This window comes from Bacillus cereus group sp. RP37 (assembly GCF_040459695.1).
GTDB lineage: Bacteria > Bacillota > Bacilli > Bacillales > Bacillaceae_G > Bacillus_A.
In genome coordinates this window covers 3,534,463-3,552,065 of the sequence record NZ_JARVHP010000001.1, presented here as the reverse complement: position 1 = coordinate 3,552,065, position 17,603 = coordinate 3,534,463, and the positions used below count along the sequence as shown (strand labels likewise).

Sequence of the window (17,603 nt, the reverse complement as noted above, 5' to 3'; positions counted from 1 at the left end):
CCAATTGGGCTTTTACGGGCAGCCCCCCGCCTAACTTCTTTGCTTTCGCTGAATTTTGAGGTAGTCATACTGCCCGTTAAAGCGGGGGAAAGAGACGTTATAGATGAAAAGGAGTAAATAGAAAATGAAACGTATAAAAAAATTAGGAACAACAATGATAGCAACAGTAATTGCAATGGGAATTTTTTCGTTACCTGTTAGTGCGCACGTAACTGTGAAGCCAGCAACTTCTGACATTGGCTCTTGGGAGACTTACACGATAAAAGTACCAGTTGAAAAAAATGTAGCAACGACAAAAGTTACACTGAAAATACCGTCTGGAGTAGAGTTCCAACAGTATGAACCAGTGCCAGGATGGAAAGTGGAGGAGCAAAAAGATAATGCCGGAAAAGTTAAAACCGTAGTATGGGAAGCGACAGGAGAAGGGATTTTACCCAATCAGTTCCAGCGATTTACTTTCGTCGCTAAAAATCCGGATAAAGAGCAAAAAATAGCTTGGGATGCATACCAACAATATAAAGACGGAGAAATTGTTGAATGGACAGGCGATGAAAAAGCTGAAAAACCACATTCACTTACTACAATTGCAAAAGGTACGTCATTAACAGGAGAACATGGTGAAGTGTCTAATGTAGAAAAGAATGAAGGTACTAGTAATATGCAAGTAATAGCGATTGTTTTATCTATTTTGGCGATTGTATCGTCGGTAAGTGCGTGTGTATTTGTAGTACGTCGTAAAAAGTAAGATATAAGAAAGAGCCTACAAACAGTAGGCTCTTTCTTATGTTTATTTCACTTCAACCTGCTGCCTTACAGCAAGTGTTTTCGGCTTTATATTTACAAAACAAATACTCACAACAATAAATAATAGACCAATAAACAAGCTCATTGTAATGGCTTCATGTAAGAAGATTGAACTTACAATAATAGCGATAAGGGGGATAAGGAATGTATAGGCCCCAACTTTACTTGCCTCACCAGCTCCAACAAGTGTGAAGTAAGCAAGCCACCCCATTGCAATAACAAAGAATGAAATGAAGAGCAGTACACTAACAAACGGTATACTCCAAGCGATACTAGACCAGCTTTCAAACTCTGATCCAAATCCAATTAAGCAAAGGCCGCCAATAATAAGTTGCAGTGTTACCATCCAAATGGCATTAACGCGGTGACCAGTCTTCTTAATAAATACTGTGCCAAGCGCCCAGCCAATAGCACATCCTAATGCGAGAAGGATTCCAATAATAGAAATATGTCCAGTTAAACTACTAGAGCTAATAACACCTACACCAATAAACCCAAGAACAAGGCCGAAAATTTTTAAGCCGTACATAGATTCTTCAAGCCAAATCCATGAGAAAATTCCGAGTAAAACAGGTTGTAGAAAGACAATGGCAGAAAATAACCCAGCAGGCATATATTGAAGGCCAACAGTTTGTAACCCGTAAAATATAATGATGTTAAGTAAAGAAGAAATAACGTATAAATGCCAAGTTTCTTTTAAATGTAACTCTTTGTATTTCGGTAAAGCGAAAAGAAGTAAAATGAATCCTCCAATTAAAGTTCGAACGCCTGCAAATAAAACGGGTGGTGTATAATGCAGGGCAAACTTAGATAAAGGCCAATTGATTCCCCACATGAAAACGAGAAACGTAAGGATTATGGCTGTCTTAGTTCGAGAAAGCTGTGTCACTGTAAAACCTCCTTGGTGTTATTCATCTCACTATGATATGATATCGACTGTGATAAATAAAATGAATCTTTTTTATAAGGAGTATAAGTGATTAGTTATGACCATTACACAACTGCAAGTATTAATAAAAACTGTTGAGTTAGGTAGTTTTACGAAGGCTGCTCGGGTGTTAAATATGACGCAGCCAGCTGTAAGTCATGCCATTTCAAGTATTGAGTCAGAGTTAGGAGTTACTATTCTTATACGTGATAAACGAAAAGGATTACTTGTTACGGATGTAGGAAACAGAATTCTTGTACATATTAGAGAGATTTTGAACGGCGTAGAGAAGATTGAACAAGAAGTTGCGATGGAGAAAGGACACGAAGTTGGGACGATTCGAATTGGTAGTTTTCCGAGTGCATCTGCACATTTCTTACCCAAAATGATAAATCTTTTTAAGGAGAAGTATCCGAACCTAGAAGTAGTTCTTTGTGAAGGGACGATTAAAGAAGTTGAAGATTGGTTAGTATCGAGGGTTGTTGATATAGGAATTGTTATTTTGCCTAATAAAGATATGGAGATTGTCCCATTAACGAAGGGGAAAATGGTTGTTATCTTAAGAGAGGATCATCCTCTTTGTAAGAAGGGATCTATTACAATTAATGATTTAGAGAATGAACCAATCATATTATGTAAGGGCGGATACGAACCACCCATTATTGATATGTTTAAACAAGCCAACGTACCACTTCGGGCTGAATATATAATTTCGACAGTTACTACTGCTTTAAATATGATTCAAGAAGGGTTAGGTATTGCAATATTAGCTGAATTATCTTTAACGAATTTACCAAAGAATGTGCAAACGAGAGAATTGGAACCGCAAGTATGGAGAGAAATTGCTTTAGCTGTTCCTTCATTAAAGGATTCTTCAATCGCTGTGCAACTATTTATTGAAGAATTTCAAGCGCTATTTGCAGAATGAAAAAAAGTGTCTCATATATCATAATGGGACACTTTTTTAATTTACTTATAAAAAATCTATGAAAAGGATTGACTTATCTTTTCGTTGTAACTATAATGATTACATCGAGGTGGTAATCACGATGAAAATTAGTAGCCGCTTTTCTATAGCTGTTCATATTTTATCTATTTTGAAAAACAATCCATCTTCACTTTGTACTTCAGACTATATGGCTGAAAGTGTCAATACAAATCCAGTAGTGATTCGTAAAATTATGTCGTACTTGAAACAAGCTGGTTTTGTTTACGTAAACCGAGGTCCAGGTGGCGCAGGGTTATTAAAGGATTTACATGAAATCACATTGTTAGATGTGTATCATGCAGTAAATGTAGTAGAAGAAGACAAACTATTTCATATTCACGAGCAACCAAATCCAGATTGTCCAATTGGAGCAAATATTCAATCGGTATTAGAAATTATTTTAATTCAAGCACAATCCGCAATGGAAGAGGTTTTGAGAAATATTACGATGGGCCAGCTGTTTGAAACTCTGCAAGAAAAAATAAATGCTTAAATAATATTTATATTTTTTTATCATTAATGTAACTTATTTGATTACAACTAAAAGGTAAGGTGTAAAAGTTATGACTGTAAAAATGAAAGTATACTCAGATTTTATATGTCCATTTTGTTTTTTAGCAAAAGGTCCGTTAGATGAAGTAGCGAAAGAAAAAGGTGTAGAAATTGAATGGATGCCATTTGAATTACGTCCAAGTCCATATTCAAAAATAGATCCATGGAATGAGCCAGAAAAATTAGGTTCATGGGATGCTTTCATTCTACCGACAGCGAAGAAATTAGGAATCGATATGCGCTTGCCGCGTGTTTCACCGCATCCATATACACATTTAGCTTTCGAAGGGTGTCAATTTGCGAAAGAACGTGGACTAGGAAATGAGTATCATCACCGCGTATTCACAGCATTTTTCCAAGAAGAGCAAAACATTGAAGATATTGATGTGTTAACAAAATTAGCGGTAGAAGTAGGTCTTCCTGAAGCTGAATTTAAAGAAGCTTTAGTAACTCGTAAATATAAAGAAAAGCATCAAGAAGCAATTCAACACGCATATGATGAAGCGAATATTATGGCTGTTCCAACTGTCATGATTGGAGATGAAGTCATTCAAGGGCTCGCTAGTAAAGAAACGCTACAAAGAGTCATTGATAAAGAAATTGAAAAAGATAAAAATTCATTTGAAGGTATGCAATGTAATACAGATGGATATTGCTAATTCGCTTGTTATGAAATAACAAAATAAATTATAAAACAAATATTTGGAGGAATTAATATGTCAGCAACTACAACAAACTTAAAAGAAGCAATCGTGAACCGTCGTTCCATTCGTAAAGTAACAAAAAACAATGCAATTACGAAAGAAAGAATTGAAGAGGTTTTAAAAACAGCTTTACACGCACCAACATCTTTCAATATGCAAAGTGGCCGTATGGTCGTATTAATGGACGGAGAGCATGAAAAGTTTTGGGATATTGTTAAAGAAACACTAAGAGCCCGCGTACCAGCAGAAAACTTTGAAGCGACTGTAGAAAGATTAAAAGGTTTCCATACAGGTGTTGGGACTGTGTTATTCTTTGAAGATCAAGCAACAGTAGAAAAAATGCAAGAAAATGCACCATTATATAAAGATCAGTTCCCATTCTGGTCTCATCAAGGAAATGCAATGTTACAACATACTGTATGGATGTTATTATCAGCTGAAGGAATTGGCGCATCATTACAACATTACAATCCAATTGTAGATGCTGAAGTGAAAGAAAATTGGAATATTCCAGCAGAGTGGAGCTTAGTAGGACAAATGCCATTTGGTGAGCCAAATGAACAACCGGGAGAAAGAACATTCTTACCTACTGAAGATGTAGTGAAATTTTATTAATAAATTTAATATATAAAAATTTAGATAAACGAAAAGACAGTACATATTAGCATATATGTACTGTCTTTTCGTATGTAATGTTAAACTCTTACTGCAAGAACAATTTCCTTCATATGAATCGAAGTCTTTCCTTACAAGTAAAAATCTATTATGTTTATTATTTTGAAATGACAGTAAACATCCCTGTCATGTTTGGTGAGTAATCTTTAAAATCAAACTTTTCATAGAACGATTCTTTACCTTCTGATGCAAATAAACCGACAAACGCCTTATCAGGGGCGTTCTCATGTAAGTATGCAACTAAACGATGCATGATTTCTTTCCCAATACCATGTTTCTGATAATCTGGATGAACTACTATATCTTGAATATAGAAATAGATAGATCCATCGCCAACAATTCTCCCCATGCCGATAATTTGTTCATTATCTTTGACTGTGATGCAGTGAATAGAATGCTTCAGTGAAGTTTCCGCCACTTCAAAATTCATATAATTAGACCATCCAACAGAATCACACAAATATTTGTACTCTTCCAATGTGGGAATGTTATGTTTAAACTCATATGTTTTCAAAATGTATCCTCCAAGTCCTTAAATTCAACAAGTATATAAATTTGACATTTTTTGATGTTTTCCTTCTCTTACACAACTGAATTCCCTTTTAGCTACTGAATTTCGTACAGTTTCCTTATTTGCATTTGTGTTAATTTATAGGATTTTAGGGAAGAAATATAAGAAATAATGCAGTAGGAAGGGCTGTGGAAAAATGAATGACGAGAAAAAATATACAGTGGTAGGTACTGATGTTGAGGAAGTAAAGCGTTTAAATAAAAATTCAGGATTAACTTATAATCAAGTAAAGGAATTATTAGCGAAGCGAATGCAAAAAAGAAACGATTAGATTGAAATAATTAAGTTTTTCATTTAGCATTTTGTCTAGAGAGTTACGTAGAATATAACTCTCTTTTTTATATAGAAAGAAGCTACAACTGAGCAACTTTTAGAATGGAGGAAGCAACATGAAGAAATGGATAAAGATAACGCTTTCTATCACGGGAGGTATTGTCCTATTAGCATGTGCCGGTGGATATTATGTGTATAAAAATTATTTTCCAAAGGAACCTGAGCGAATCGTATATGATAAAGATAGAGTGTTAAAACCGATACATAATCAGCTGAAAGGGATCAACATAGATAATGTAAAGATAAAAGAAAAAGAGGTTGTAAATGCGACTGTAGATGAGCTTCAAAAAAAGATTGATGATGGGAAATTATCATATGAAGAATTAACGAGTGTATATCTTTTTAGAATACAAGAGCATGACCAAAATGGAATATCATTAAATGCTGTTACAGAGATTAATCCAAATGCAATGGAGGAAGCGCGAAAGTTAGATAAAGAAAGGTCTTTCAATAAGAAGTCTAACTTATATGGCATGCCAGTCATCGTAAAAGATAATGTACAAACGGAAAAGGTGATGCCGACAAGCGCGGGAACTTATGTGTTAAAAGATTGGATTGCAGATGAAGATGCGACGATTGTGAAGAAGTTGAAAGAAGAAGGTGCTTTTGTTTTAGGAAAAGCGAATATGTCTGAGTGGGCAAATTATTTATCCTTTACAATGCCTAGCGGATATAGCGGGAAAAAAGGACAAAATTTGAATCCATACGGTCCGATTACGTTTGATACATCGGGATCAAGTTCAGGATCTGCTACAGTAGTTGCGGCAGATTTTTCACCACTTGCAATCGGGACGGAAACGACTGGATCAATTGTCGCACCAGCGACGCAGCAATCAGTAGTTGGGTTACGCCCATCACTAGGTATGGTGAGTAGATCAGGCATAATTCCGTTAGCTGAAACACTTGATACTGCAGGACCGATGGCAAGAACGGTAAGGGATGGGGCAACGTTATTTAACGCAATGGTAAGTTATGATGAAAAAGATGCTATGACAGAAAAAATGAAAGATAAAGAAAGAATTGATTATACGAAGGATTTATCAATAGATGGATTGAAAGGGAAAAAAATAGGGGTTCTTTTTTCAATAGATCAACAAGATGAGAATAGAAAGGAAGTAGCAGAAAAGATTAGAAAAGACCTTCAAGACGCCGGTGCGATATTGACTGATGATATTCAGTTAAACGATGAGGGTGTAGATAATCTGCAAACATTAGAATATGAGTTCAAACATAATGTGAACGATTATCTTTCACAGCACAAAAATGTACCAGTAAAATCGTTAGAAGAGATTATAGCGTTTAATAAAAAGGATAGTAAAAGACGAATGAAATATGGACAAACATTAATTGAGGGCTCTGAAAAATCTGCTATAACGAAAGATGATTTTGAAAAAGTAGTGCAAACGAGTCAAGGAAATGCAAGAAAAGAGCTAGATAGGTATTTAGTAAAAAAAGGTTTGGATGCTTTAGTCATGATTAACAACGATGAAGTTTTGCTATCAGCTGTAGCTGGCTATCCAGAATTAGCGGTGCCAGCAGGATATGATAACAATGGAGAGCCAGTAGGTGCGGTGTTTGTTGGGAAGCAATTCAGTGAGAAGGAACTATTCAATATTGGTTATGCGTATGAACAGCAGTCTAAAAATAGAAAATCACCTAAATTGTAAAAGGTTAAACGAAAAAAAGAGCTCCACTGAAGTAAGTAGGGGGGCTAATATAAATAGAATCTAACAATATAAAAGAAAAAAAGGATTCTTCTCAATTAGTAAGAAAGATTGTCTATAGAAGTTCATAAAATGTAATATATTCAATTTCCATCCACTGAAGGGGGAGGTTAAATCTTAATGAATGAAGTGAAAAATTTCTTTCGAAGTAGAGGGTTTCAACGGTTTCTCGTTTTAATAATAGTAGCGTTAGTATTATATGGTTTAAAAAGTATGATCAATTTAATATTAATTACGTTTATACTGACATTTTTAATGGATCGATTTCAACGTTTTATTTCAAAGAAATTGAAAGTGAACCGGAAAATTGTTATCGCCTGTTTGTATATCATATTAGTTTCCTTTATTGGCACGACATTGTATAAATATTTACCTGTGTTAACGATACAAATTTCACAATTGATTTATCAATTTAAATTGTTTTTTCAAAATCCACCTGATAATGAAATCATTAAATATGCACTTTCGACAATTAACGGAATGGAAGTATCAAAGTATATAGAACAAGGTGTAGATGTTATCTATCAATCGATAGCAAACATAGGGAAGGTAAGTTTACAAATATTATTGTCTCTCATATTAAGCTTATTTTTCTTGTTAGAAAAAGAGCGTATTATTACCTTTACTTCTAAATTTAAAGAGAGTAAGCTAAAGATTTTTTATGAGGAGATTGCATATTTTGGCGAAAGGTTTGCAAGATCGTTCGGTAAAGTAATAGAAGCACAGTTTTTAATTGCAGTTGTAAATTGTATTCTTACTGTCATTGTATTAATTGTTTTAGGATTTCCGCAGCTACTCGTATTAGCTGTTATGATTTTCCTACTCGGATTGATTCCAGTTGCAGGTGTGATTATTTCTTTATTTCCACTTTGTATCATTGCTTATAACGTAGGCGGAGTTATGTATGTAGTATACATACTTGTGTTCATTACAGTCATCCATGCTCTTGAAAGTTATTTTTTAAATCCGAAGTTTATGTCTGCGAAAACGAATTTACCAATCTTTTATACATTTATGATTCTCATCTTTTCAGAACATTTCCTTGGAATATGGGGGCTTATTATCGGGATACCGATTTTTATCTTTTTCTTAGATGTACTTGATGTAAATAATGAGAAAGCGATTAAAAAATAATGGAAAACAACCGATGTTTTCAAGGAACGAATACATCGGTTGTTTTTATTCTAAAAAATGTTAATTGACAGTGGTTAATAAATAGTAAGGGTGGGACGCCACTGATTAAAGCTTCACTTTATTCTTTCTTAGCAGGTGGAAGTTTAATAAATCTATTTGCAATTAAAGCTATAATAACAGCAGTAAAAAGAAATAATGCGATTATGCCAATTCCCATACCTGCCCATCCTCCGATAAGGAAGATACTAATCGGTATTGTTAATAAGCATATAATAAGTAGAATGAATCCGAGATTTTTTTCATATTTTTGAGTTGGAAATAGAGTCCTGATGATTAAAAAGAGGAAAAGTATTAGGGATGAAATAGCCAATAAGAGGACTACAATTGTCCAAGAGTCATTCATGAAATCACTCCTTAATATTATGAATAATATTAACCTATATCATAGGGAGAGGGATAGTCAAAATAAAAAAGCAATCCAAAATAAATTGGATTGCTTTTTACTATACATATTAAAGAACTGGAGCCATTGTTTCTTTCAACACTTGAACAGAGTGATCGAATTTTAATTCTTCTTCTTCACTTAATTCCACTTCTAAAATTTCACGAACACCGCCGCGATTTAAAACAGCAGGTACACCGATATAAACATCTTTTTGACCGTATTGACCTTCTAAGTAAGCTGATACTGTTAATACGCTATTTTCGTCGTTTAAAATTGCCTTTGTAACACGTAGAAGTGACATACCAATACCATAGTAAGTTGCACCTTTTCGCTCAATAATATGGTAAGCCGCATCACGAACGTTTATGAAGATTTTGTCTAAATCTTCTTGCGTGTATGTGTTGTCTTTATCAAGAAGCGTTTGTAGTTTTTGAATACCAACTGATACGTGACTCCAAACAGGAAGTTCCGTATCACCATGTTCTCCGATAATATAAGCATGAATGTTGTGTGGACCAATATTGAAGTACTCACCTAACATATAGCGGAAACGAGCAGAATCAAGTGTTGTACCAGAACCAATTACGCGTTCTTTTGGTAAACCAGATTCTTTCCAAGTTACGTAAGTTAAAATATCAACAGGGTTAGTTGCGATTAAGAAGATACCATCAAATCCGCTATCCATAATACTACGAACGATTTGTTTAAAGATTTTCGCGTTTTTCTCAACTAAATCTAAACGTGTTTCGCCTGGTTTCTGTGGTAATCCAGCTGTAATGACTACAAGATCAGCATCTTTACAATCTTCGTAGCTGCCTTTCCATACTCTAGTTGGAGCTGGTGCAAAAGGAACAGCATGACTTAAATCCATTGCTTCTCCTTCAGCTTTTGCCTCGTTTACATCAACTAAAACAAATTCTTCAGCTACAGCTTGGTTAATCATGCAGTAAGCATAACTACATCCAACTGCTCCTGTTCCTACTAATACAACACGGTTAATACCTTTTTTCATTTCAAAATTCCTCGCAATTTCATTGATTTTATTATGTAAGAAAATACGTCTTACTTCTATAGATTCATATCTAGTTTATTACATTTTATAAAAGATATTCAAGTATTTGAAAATCTATCCGTGCAATTTCTTGCACGAAACATAGGAAGTAAGTTAACCGAATATAATGCAATAAAATCCTTTATCGAAGGGGAAAAGGGCATGATGCAGCCATTAACGATGGAAAGAATGCTCCATATTATTAATGTGGGGCTCGTTAAAACGAATAATCCAAAGCAGATTATTATTGCTGGTGCAGGAATTTCAGGATTAGTTGCAGCATCGTTATTGAAAGAAGCAGGGCATAACATAACAATTTTAGAAGCGAATAATCGAATAGGCGGAAGGATATATACGATTCGTGAACCATTTAGCTCTGGTTTATATTTTAATGCAGGACCAATGAGAATTCCTGAAACACACGAGTTAACTTTAGCTTACATTCGTAAATTTAAATTACCGTTAAATCTTTTTATAAATAAAACCGCTTCCGATATTATATATACGAATAATATTAAAACGAGATTGAGCGTGTTTGAAAAAAATCCAAGTATACTTGGGTATCCCATTTTAGAGAACGAAAAAGGAAAAACGGCAGAAGAGCTAATGTTAGTAGTATTAGAACCAATACTTAATTTTATAAAAAAAGATCCTAATAAAAACTGGATCATCGTTGAAAAAAAGTATAAAACATATTCACTCGGATCATTTTTAAGTGAGTATTATTCAGATAGAGCAATAGATATGATTGGGGTACTTCTAGATATGGAAGCATATATGGGAATGTCTTTAATTGAAGTATTACGTGAAATGCTCTTTTTTACTTCAACGACAAAATATTATGAGATAACGGGCGGAATGGATGCATTACCCAATTCATTTTTGCCACAGCTAAAGGATAATATTTTTATGTCGTATAAAGTAGAAAAAATTATACAGGAAGATAATAAAGTGATGATGCAAGTAACAAATGAACAAACGTTAAATCCATTTATGGTAACAGGCGACATTGCTATTATCACAATTCCATTTTCAGCGTTACGATTTGTAGAAGTTCAGCCATATTGTGTATTCTCTTATTTTAAAAGACGAGCAATTCGTGAATTAAATTATATTGATGCAACTAAAATTGCGATAGAGTTTAAAAGTAGATTTTGGGAGAAAGCGGGACAGTGTGGTGGGAAATCTATTACAGATTTACCTATACGGTTTACATATTATCCGAGTTATGGCATTCATACACCAGGGGAAGCTATCGTTTTAGCGAGTTATACGTGGGCAGATGAGGCGTTAACATGGGATAGTCTTCCGCAAAGAGAGCGTATTCGTTACGCATTAAAAAATTTAGCGAAAATATACGGCGACATCGTCTATAGTGAGTTTGTTACTGGAACATCTTTTAGCTGGGGTCAAAATCCGTATTCTTGCGGAGCATTTACGGCCTTCGAACCAGATCAAGAGCTAGAGTTATTTCCGTATATTACGCCGCCAGCTGGCAAAGTACACTTTGCAGGAGAGCATACAACATTAACCCACGGATGGATGCAAGGAGCAATAGAGTCTGGAATTAGAGTTGCTTATGAAGTAAACGAACAATGAAGATATATTTACAAATCACTACTCTTTTAATAAAATAATAAATATAAATCGTAATTATTACGCTTTGAATATGTTTGAAATAAAGAAATGGATGGTCGATCAAATGAATAAAGTAGAAATTCATATATTAGGTGGCTTTTTAGGCAGTGGAAAATCAACATTATTACAAAATTTATTGTTAGCGGAGAAAAAGAAAAATAGAAAAGTTGCAGTATTAATGAATGAAATTGGTGAATACTCGGTAGATACAGATATTATTGGAAAAGAGAATGTTTTAAGGGAACTTCTAAAAGGATGTATTTGTTGTACGTTGAAAGAAGAGCTTGAAATACAGTTGCATTCGTTATATCAGCAAGAAAGACCAGATGTCATTTATATAGAAACGACAGGTGTTGCGCATCCAATTGAAGTATTAGATGCGTGTGTATCACCAATTTTAGCACCTTTCCTAGAAGTGAAATCAATTGTCGTCGTTTTAGATGCAGTAAGGTGGTTAAATCGAAGAGTATTAAGTGCAAACGTTCAGCAATTATTGCATGAGCAACTGAAGTTTGGTAGCCACATTTTAATTAACAAATCAGACTTACTAACAGATGCGGATAAGAACAAAGTAATTGAAGAAGTGAAAGCAATAAATAATCATGCGAAATTGTTTGAAACAAAATATTGTAATATATCTTTAGAAGACATAGAAGAAGCTGAATTTACGAATGATGGGGAGCATGAGACACTACATGTAAAACAGCATTTACATATACAAACGATGACATATCAATTTACGAAATCGATTGATCAAGATAAATTATACGAATGGCTTTCGAATTTACCAGATAGTATTTATCGTGTAAAAGGATTTGTGAAATTCCATGGAGATAAATACCCGCATCTATTCCAATATTCATTTGGGGTACCAACTTTACTGGAACAAGATTTCGGTTTCCCGACGAACTTGGTAGTAATAGGAGAAGGGCTAGATAAGAAACAATTGGCTGAAGGGTTAGAGAAAGTAGAACTCAATTCTAATTAAGATTAAAGGACTAACTTCAAAATAAGTTAGTCCTTTTTTGTATGTAGAAAAACGCTTGCGGATTTTGTCTAATAAAAATAATTGAAAAATTCAGAAATATATTTATAATCAAATCTAAGAGGTGATTCAGGTGTCAGAAAAAATAATAATGGATGTAAAAAACCTAACAACAAAAGGGTTAGAAACGAGAGAGAAATTATTGTGTGCTGCAGAAGAGGTGTTTGGTAGTAAAGGGTATTACGAGGCTTCTATCGTGAATATTACACAAGAAGCAAAGGTAGCGCACGGAACTTTCTATAATTACTTTCCATCTAAAAAAGATATATTTGATGAATTGATCCGCAGATTGAACCGTGAGTTACGCTTAATTATTAAAGAAGAAATGAAGGGAATATCAAGTTATGAAGAGGCACAAAGAAGAGGTTTTCAGGCTTTTTTTCGGTGGGTGAAAGATCGACCTAATCTATATAACATTGTACAACAGGCAGTAGTTGTTGATGATAACTTATATAGATGGTACTATGCAAAGCTCGCAAATGGATTTTTAAAAAGTTTATCGGCTGGTATGGAAGCGGGAGAGTTTAAACAACTTGAGAAAGAAACAATTGCGTATTGTCTTATGTCAATTGGGCAATTTCTAGGGATGCGATGGGGTTATTGGGAAGAGAAAGATGTTCCGGAAGATGTATTTGAAGCAGCGATGTCATTAATATTTGAAGGATTGAGAAAGAGATAAGGGAGTGGGAAAATATGCAAGGCATTGCTTATTGGATTGAAAAACGGTCCTATTTACATCCAGATCGCATTGCCATTATTACAGAAGAGGAGGAAATAACATATAAACAGTTACATGAGTATGTAAGTAAAGTAGCAGCATATTTAATTTACGACTTACATGTGCAAAAAGGAGAAAGGATAGCTATTTTATCACAAAATAGCTTGGAATATATTGTACTTTTGTTTGCTGTAGCAAAGGTAGAATGTATTGCTGTTCCACTTAATATACGGTTAACAGAAAATGAACTTATATTCCAGTTAAAAGATAGTGGAACTACAGTTTTATTTGTAGAGGAAACATTTCAAAATATGGCACTGTCAAAGCATAAGGTATCGTGCGTACAAAGAGTTATTTCGATTGAAAGTTTAAAAGAAATAGAAGATAGAAAAAGTTACAACTTTGAAGAGATAAATGAAAGCGCATCCTTTATTATATGTTATACATCAGGTACAACAGGAAAACCGAAAGGAGCTGTACTTACACAAGAAAATATGTTTTGGAATGCGCTTAATAATACATTTGCGATTGACTTAACTATTCACGACCGCTCCATTGTATTATTACCTTTATTTCATATTGGTGGGATTGGTTTATTCGCATTTCCAACTTTATTTGCAGGTGGCGTAATCATTATTCCAAGAAAATTCGAACCAACTGCAGCTCTTTCCATGATAGAAACACATAAAGTGACTATAGTGATGGGAGTACCTACAATTCATCAAGCATTAATGAATTGCGCAAAGTTTGAAACTACAAATTTACAATCAGTTCGCTGGTTTTATAACGGTGGTGCACCATGTCCAGAAGAGTTGATGAGAGAGTTTATAGATAGAGGATTTTTATTTGGGCAAGGCTTTGGCATGACTGAAACATCACCAACCGTATTTATGCTTTCAGAAGAAGATGCAAGACGTAAAGTAGGTTCAATTGGGAAACCGGTTCTGTTTTGTGATTATGTACTTATTGATGAAAACAAAAATAAAGTTGAGATTGGTGAGGTTGGAGAGTTACTTATAAGAGGACCAAATGTAATGAAAGGGTATTGGAATCGGCCAGATGCAACAGAAGAAACGATTCAAGATGGTTGGTTATATACGGGAGATTTAGCTAAAGTTGATGAAGATGGTTTTGTATATATTGTCGGCAGAAAAAAAGAAATGATAATTTCCGGTGGTGAAAATATTTATCCACTTGAAGTAGAGCAGGTCATTAATAAGATTTCGGGGGTATATGAGGTAGCGGTCGTTGGTAGGCAACATGTAAAGTGGGGAGAGATTCCAATTGCCTTTATTGTGAAAAAGAGTAGCAGTGAATTAACTGAAAAGGAAGTCATTGAACATTGTCGTTTATTTCTAGCAAAATATAAACTTCCAAAAGAAATTGTGTTTCTAGAGGAATTGCCTAAAAATGCAACTGGTAAAATTCAAAAAGTACAGTTAGCAAATCAATTGAAAAGTTGGTGAAGAGATGACGATGTATAGCACAGGTCAACAGGCATCATGTAGTAAAACAATAACAGAAACGGATTTTGTATTATTTGCAGGTTTGAGTGGGGATTTTAATCCAATTCATATTGATCATGAGTATGCGAAACAAACTAGATTTAATCAAAGAATAGCACATGGTTTACTAACTTCAAGTCTATTATCACAATTGTTAGGTGTTCATTTACCAGGAAAGGGTTCTGTTTATATGGAACAAACTATTAAATTTACAGCACCAGTTTTTATAGGAGATACGATTACAGCTACGGCAACAGTACAAGAATTTATGATAGAAAAGAGAGTTTTGAAATTGTTAACGGAGTGTCATAACCAAAAAGGAGATTTAGTATTAACTGGTGTAGCGACTATGCTGGTGCCAAAAGAAGGAGGAGTAGTCTAATGAATATTGGGATTGAAGCGACTGGTGTTTTCTTCCCAAAAGACGTAGAGACGGCCGCAGACCTATCTCAAAAAACAGGTATCCCTGAGAATATTATTATAGAAAAGTTTGGATTATATGAAAAACATGTCGCAGACGAAACGATGCATGCATCAGATTTAGCTATTGCTGCTGCAAAGCCAATATTATTACAAGTAGATCCTCAATCTATTGATGTAGTCATTTATTTTGGCAGTCCACATAAAGATTACCACGTATGGTCAAGTGCCCCAAAAATTCAGCATGAACTTGGATTAAAAAATGCTTATGCTTTTGAAATTATGAATGTTAGTTCTTGCTTTCCTATTGCTCTCAAAGTCGCAAAAGATATGCTCTACTCCGATAACTCAATTGAAAATATATTATTAGTAGGTGGGTGTAAAGAATCTCAAATTGTAGATTATGATAATCCACGCTCACGTTTTATGTTTAATTTCGCTGATGGCGGAAGTGCAGCTTTAGTGAAAAAAGACGCTAGAAACGGTGAAATATTAGGAAGTGCGATTATAACAGATGGTTCATTTCATGAAGATGTTCGTATCCCCGCTGGTGGATCGAAGCAGGTTGCGAGCTATGATACAGTTGAGAATCGACAACATTATATTGATGTAATAGATCCTATTAGTATGAAAGAACGTCTAGACCGGGTTTCAATCTCTAATTTTGATAAGGTTATTCGGGAGGCGTTAAGAAAAAGTGGATATACTCCTAAAGATATTAAAGTATTGTTACCACTGCATACAAAACGTTCTATGTTAATAGAATTGATACAGGGGCTAGGGCTAGCAGAAGAACAAGTTGTATATTTAGATCATTATGGACATATGTCAGCGCTTGATCCTTGCATTGGTCTTCACTTTGCAAATGAACAAGGAAAATTACAGGCCGGAGATATTGCAGTAGTAGTTAGTGCAGGGACTGGGTATACGTGGGCAGCTACTGTGATTAGGTGGTGAAAAAAACTAGATGAGTATATGCTAAATGGAGGTATTTGGAAAGAGGCGGCGAATGTAAAGGTACTTCATTAAATTTTTTTAACAGATTTGTTTGTATGATTCAAAGGAAAAGTCATAATTACGGATGGGTAACTTTGGCGTGTTTGACTCTATCAGAAAGTAAAGTATGGGGAGGATCACAATGTCGATGAAAAAACGTAAATGGCTAAGAATGATGGCTACTGGTTGTGTGTTAGGTTCGTTATTAATAACGGCAGCTTGTTCAGGAAAGAAAACAAGTACAGAGGATGAAAAGACGATTAAGGTAGGGGTTCTTGCATCATTAACAGGTCCATTAGAATCGTATGGAAAACAAACCATGAACGGATTTGAATTAGGCTTAGACTATGCAACGGGTGGAACAGGGAAAGTGGAAGGGAAGAAGATTAAGTTTGTTGTAGAAGACACGGAAACGAAAGCAGATGTAGCAGTTAAAAAAGCTACGAAGTTATTAGAAGAAGAGAAGGTCGATTTTTTAGTCGGATCGTCTAGTTCAAGTGATACATTAGCTGTTCTACCACTAGCTGAAGAATATGAAAAAATAATGGTTGTAGAACCGGCAGTAGCTGATAGTATTACCGGGAAGAACTGGAATAAATATATTTTTAGAACAGGTAGAAATTCATCTCAAGATGCAGTCGCTGGTGCTGCGGCAATTGCTAAAAAAGATGTGAAAATAGCAACGTTAGCACAAGATAATGCTTACGGCCGTGAGGGAATTGCGGCATTTAAAGCTGGAGCGAAGAAATTAGGGGCAAATATTGTAAACGAGCAATACGCAGATACAAATTCGACTGACTTCACTGCAAATATTCAAAATATCATTAGCTCAAAACCAGATTATTTATTTATCGTTTGGGCAGGGGCAAACTCACCTTGGAAACAGTTAAAAGATATGAATGTGGAAGCGCAAGGCATTAAAATTTCTACAGGTGCACCAGATATACCGGCATTAAAAACGATGGATGCGTTAGTAGGAATGCAAGGTTTTTCTGTTTATTACCATACACTTCCGAAAAATAAGGTGAATGATTGGTTAGTGGAAGAACATAAAAAACGATTTAATGGTGCGGTGCCAGATTTATTTACAGCAGGAGGAATGTCTGCGGCAATTTCAATTGTAGAAGCTTTAAAGAAGACAAAAGGTGATACAGATGTAGATACATTAATTAAGAAAATGGAAGGAATGGAATTTGATACACCGAAAGGAAAGATGAAGTTTAGAGAAAAGGATCACCAAGCGATGCAGACACTGTATTCTATCACATTGAAAAAGCAAGATGGTGTTGATTATCCGGTGCCAGTATTAGAGCGAGAATTAACGATGAAAGAGACAGAACCACCAGTTCAAAATAAATAGACTTAATTTTCA

19 protein-coding genes are annotated in these 17,603 nt (G+C 34.8%); 15 read left to right on the top strand and 4 right to left on the bottom strand.

The window, feature by feature from the left end:
* Window positions 1–124: 124 nt before the first annotated feature.
* On the top strand, window positions 125–745 hold the full coding sequence (locus QCI44_RS18795; RefSeq protein ID WP_016134175.1) for a YcnI family copper-binding membrane protein: 621 nt from the start codon (window positions 125–127) through the stop codon (window positions 743–745).
* Between the two features lie 42 nt (window positions 746–787).
* Here QCI44_RS18795 and QCI44_RS18790 read toward each other — a convergent pair whose 3' ends face one another.
* Complete coding sequence (locus tag QCI44_RS18790; protein ID WP_016088343.1) at window positions 788–1,693, bottom strand: DMT family transporter; 906 nt, start codon at window positions 1,691–1,693, stop codon at window positions 788–790.
* Window positions 1,694–1,790: 97 nt separating this feature from the next.
* Between QCI44_RS18790 and QCI44_RS18785 the strand changes: the two genes are divergently transcribed.
* The 4 genes from QCI44_RS18785 to QCI44_RS18770 all read left to right on the top strand — a co-directional run bounded on the left by QCI44_RS18785 (window position 1,791) and on the right by QCI44_RS18770 (window position 4,591).
* Window positions 1,791–2,660, top strand: a complete 870-nt coding sequence (locus QCI44_RS18785; protein WP_016088342.1) for a LysR family transcriptional regulator — start codon at window positions 1,791–1,793, stop codon at window positions 2,658–2,660.
* Window positions 2,661–2,781: 121 nt separating this feature from the next.
* Window positions 2,782–3,213, top strand: a complete 432-nt coding sequence (locus QCI44_RS18780; RefSeq protein ID WP_016088341.1) for an Rrf2 family transcriptional regulator — start codon at window positions 2,782–2,784, stop codon at window positions 3,211–3,213.
* 70 nt (window positions 3,214–3,283) lie between these two features.
* Window positions 3,284–3,931: a DsbA family oxidoreductase gene (locus QCI44_RS18775; RefSeq protein ID WP_016088340.1), complete on the top strand. Its 648-nt coding sequence runs from the start codon at window positions 3,284–3,286 to the stop codon at window positions 3,929–3,931.
* Window positions 3,932–3,988: 57 nt separating this feature from the next.
* Complete coding sequence (locus QCI44_RS18770) at window positions 3,989–4,591, top strand: nitroreductase family protein (protein ID WP_016088339.1); 603 nt, start codon at window positions 3,989–3,991, stop codon at window positions 4,589–4,591.
* 157 nt (window positions 4,592–4,748) lie between these two features.
* Here QCI44_RS18770 and QCI44_RS18765 read toward each other — a convergent pair whose 3' ends face one another.
* Window positions 4,749–5,165 carry a GNAT family N-acetyltransferase gene (locus QCI44_RS18765; protein ID WP_016134176.1) on the bottom strand — a complete coding sequence of 139 codons (417 nt, stop codon included), beginning with the start codon at window positions 5,163–5,165 and terminating at the stop codon, window positions 4,749–4,751.
* A gap of 193 nt (window positions 5,166–5,358) precedes the next feature.
* Here QCI44_RS18765 and QCI44_RS18760 point away from each other — a divergent pair, with 193 nt between their 5' ends.
* From QCI44_RS18760 to QCI44_RS18750, 3 genes are all read left to right on the top strand, one after another.
* On the top strand, window positions 5,359–5,493 hold the full coding sequence (locus QCI44_RS18760) for a hypothetical protein (RefSeq protein WP_016088336.1): 135 nt from the start codon (window positions 5,359–5,361) through the stop codon (window positions 5,491–5,493).
* 118 nt (window positions 5,494–5,611) lie between these two features.
* Entirely contained in the window at window positions 5,612–7,222 is a 1,611-nt protein-coding gene (locus tag QCI44_RS18755) for an amidase family protein (protein WP_016088335.1), read from the top strand.
* 177 nt (window positions 7,223–7,399) lie between these two features.
* Window positions 7,400–8,413 (top strand): AI-2E family transporter, encoded by a 1,014-nt coding sequence (locus tag QCI44_RS18750; RefSeq protein ID WP_016088334.1) that lies wholly within the window; start codon window positions 7,400–7,402, stop codon window positions 8,411–8,413.
* Between the two features lie 118 nt (window positions 8,414–8,531).
* On the opposite strand, the gene QCI44_RS18745 is transcribed toward QCI44_RS18750, so the two are convergent.
* Entirely contained in the window at window positions 8,532–8,816 is a 285-nt protein-coding gene (locus tag QCI44_RS18745; RefSeq protein ID WP_016088333.1) for a YesK family protein, read from the bottom strand.
* Between the two features lie 109 nt (window positions 8,817–8,925).
* Window positions 8,926–9,870, bottom strand: a complete 945-nt coding sequence (locus tag QCI44_RS18740) for an L-lactate dehydrogenase (protein ID WP_016088332.1) — start codon at window positions 9,868–9,870, stop codon at window positions 8,926–8,928.
* A 201-nt stretch (window positions 9,871–10,071) separates the two neighbouring features.
* On the opposite strand from QCI44_RS18740, the gene QCI44_RS18735 reads away from it, so the two are divergent.
* The 7 genes from QCI44_RS18735 to QCI44_RS18705 all read left to right on the top strand — a co-directional run bounded on the left by QCI44_RS18735 (window position 10,072) and on the right by QCI44_RS18705 (window position 17,591).
* Window positions 10,072–11,508 (top strand): flavin monoamine oxidase family protein, encoded by a 1,437-nt coding sequence (locus tag QCI44_RS18735; protein ID WP_353811399.1) that lies wholly within the window; start codon window positions 10,072–10,074, stop codon window positions 11,506–11,508.
* Between the two features lie 103 nt (window positions 11,509–11,611).
* The gene (locus QCI44_RS18730; protein ID WP_016088330.1) at window positions 11,612–12,535 is read left to right on the top strand and encodes a CobW family GTP-binding protein; all 924 of its coding nucleotides are present in this window, start codon (window positions 11,612–11,614) and stop codon (window positions 12,533–12,535) included.
* A gap of 130 nt (window positions 12,536–12,665) precedes the next feature.
* A complete protein-coding gene (locus QCI44_RS18725) occupies window positions 12,666–13,271 on the top strand; it encodes a TetR/AcrR family transcriptional regulator (protein ID WP_016088329.1) in 606 nt (201 codons plus the stop codon).
* Window positions 13,272–13,285: 14 nt separating this feature from the next.
* Window positions 13,286–14,776 (top strand): o-succinylbenzoate--CoA ligase, encoded by a 1,491-nt coding sequence (locus QCI44_RS18720; protein WP_016088328.1) that lies wholly within the window; start codon window positions 13,286–13,288, stop codon window positions 14,774–14,776.
* A 4-nt stretch (window positions 14,777–14,780) separates the two neighbouring features.
* Window positions 14,781–15,197 (top strand): MaoC family dehydratase, encoded by a 417-nt coding sequence (locus QCI44_RS18715; protein ID WP_033659664.1) that lies wholly within the window; start codon window positions 14,781–14,783, stop codon window positions 15,195–15,197.
* On the top strand, window positions 15,197–16,192 hold the full coding sequence (locus QCI44_RS18710) for a 3-oxoacyl-ACP synthase (RefSeq protein ID WP_016134177.1): 996 nt from the start codon (window positions 15,197–15,199) through the stop codon (window positions 16,190–16,192). Before QCI44_RS18715 ends, QCI44_RS18710 begins: the two co-directional genes overlap by 1 nt.
* 181 nt (window positions 16,193–16,373) lie before the next feature.
* Window positions 16,374–17,591, top strand: coding sequence for a substrate-binding domain-containing protein (locus QCI44_RS18705; RefSeq protein WP_000062015.1), 1,218 nt, complete (start codon window positions 16,374–16,376; stop codon window positions 17,589–17,591).
* Window positions 17,592–17,603: the final 12 nt, after the last annotated feature.

Bases quoted from the DNA above. Each gene is read 5' to 3' on its own strand.
- QCI44_RS18770 (WP_016088339.1), top strand. From the start codon at position 3,989: ATGTCAGCAACTACAACAAACTTAAAAGAAGCAATCGTGAACCGTCGT.
- QCI44_RS18715 (WP_033659664.1), top strand. From the start codon at position 14,781: ATGACGATGTATAGCACAGGTCAACAGGCATCATGTAGTAAAACAATA.
- QCI44_RS18755 (WP_016088335.1), top strand. From the start codon at position 5,612: ATGAAGAAATGGATAAAGATAACGCTTTCTATCACGGGAGGTATTGTC.
- QCI44_RS18760 (WP_016088336.1), top strand. From the start codon at position 5,359: ATGAATGACGAGAAAAAATATACAGTGGTAGGTACTGATGTTGAGGAA.
- QCI44_RS18795 (WP_016134175.1), top strand. From the start codon at position 125: ATGAAACGTATAAAAAAATTAGGAACAACAATGATAGCAACAGTAATT.
- QCI44_RS18730 (WP_016088330.1), top strand. From the start codon at position 11,612: ATGAATAAAGTAGAAATTCATATATTAGGTGGCTTTTTAGGCAGTGGA.
- QCI44_RS18705 (WP_000062015.1), top strand. From the start codon at position 16,374: ATGTCGATGAAAAAACGTAAATGGCTAAGAATGATGGCTACTGGTTGT.
- QCI44_RS18740 (WP_016088332.1), bottom strand. From the start codon at position 9,870: ATGAAAAAAGGTATTAACCGTGTTGTATTAGTAGGAACAGGAGCAGTT.
- QCI44_RS18780 (WP_016088341.1), top strand. From the start codon at position 2,782: ATGAAAATTAGTAGCCGCTTTTCTATAGCTGTTCATATTTTATCTATT.
- QCI44_RS18750 (WP_016088334.1), top strand. From the start codon at position 7,400: ATGAATGAAGTGAAAAATTTCTTTCGAAGTAGAGGGTTTCAACGGTTT.
- QCI44_RS18775 (WP_016088340.1), top strand. From the start codon at position 3,284: ATGACTGTAAAAATGAAAGTATACTCAGATTTTATATGTCCATTTTGT.
- QCI44_RS18745 (WP_016088333.1), bottom strand. From the start codon at position 8,816: ATGAATGACTCTTGGACAATTGTAGTCCTCTTATTGGCTATTTCATCC.
- QCI44_RS18710 (WP_016134177.1), top strand. From the start codon at position 15,197: ATGAATATTGGGATTGAAGCGACTGGTGTTTTCTTCCCAAAAGACGTA.
- QCI44_RS18735 (WP_353811399.1), top strand. From the start codon at position 10,072: ATGATGCAGCCATTAACGATGGAAAGAATGCTCCATATTATTAATGTG.
- QCI44_RS18720 (WP_016088328.1), top strand. From the start codon at position 13,286: ATGCAAGGCATTGCTTATTGGATTGAAAAACGGTCCTATTTACATCCA.
- QCI44_RS18785 (WP_016088342.1), top strand. From the start codon at position 1,791: ATGACCATTACACAACTGCAAGTATTAATAAAAACTGTTGAGTTAGGT.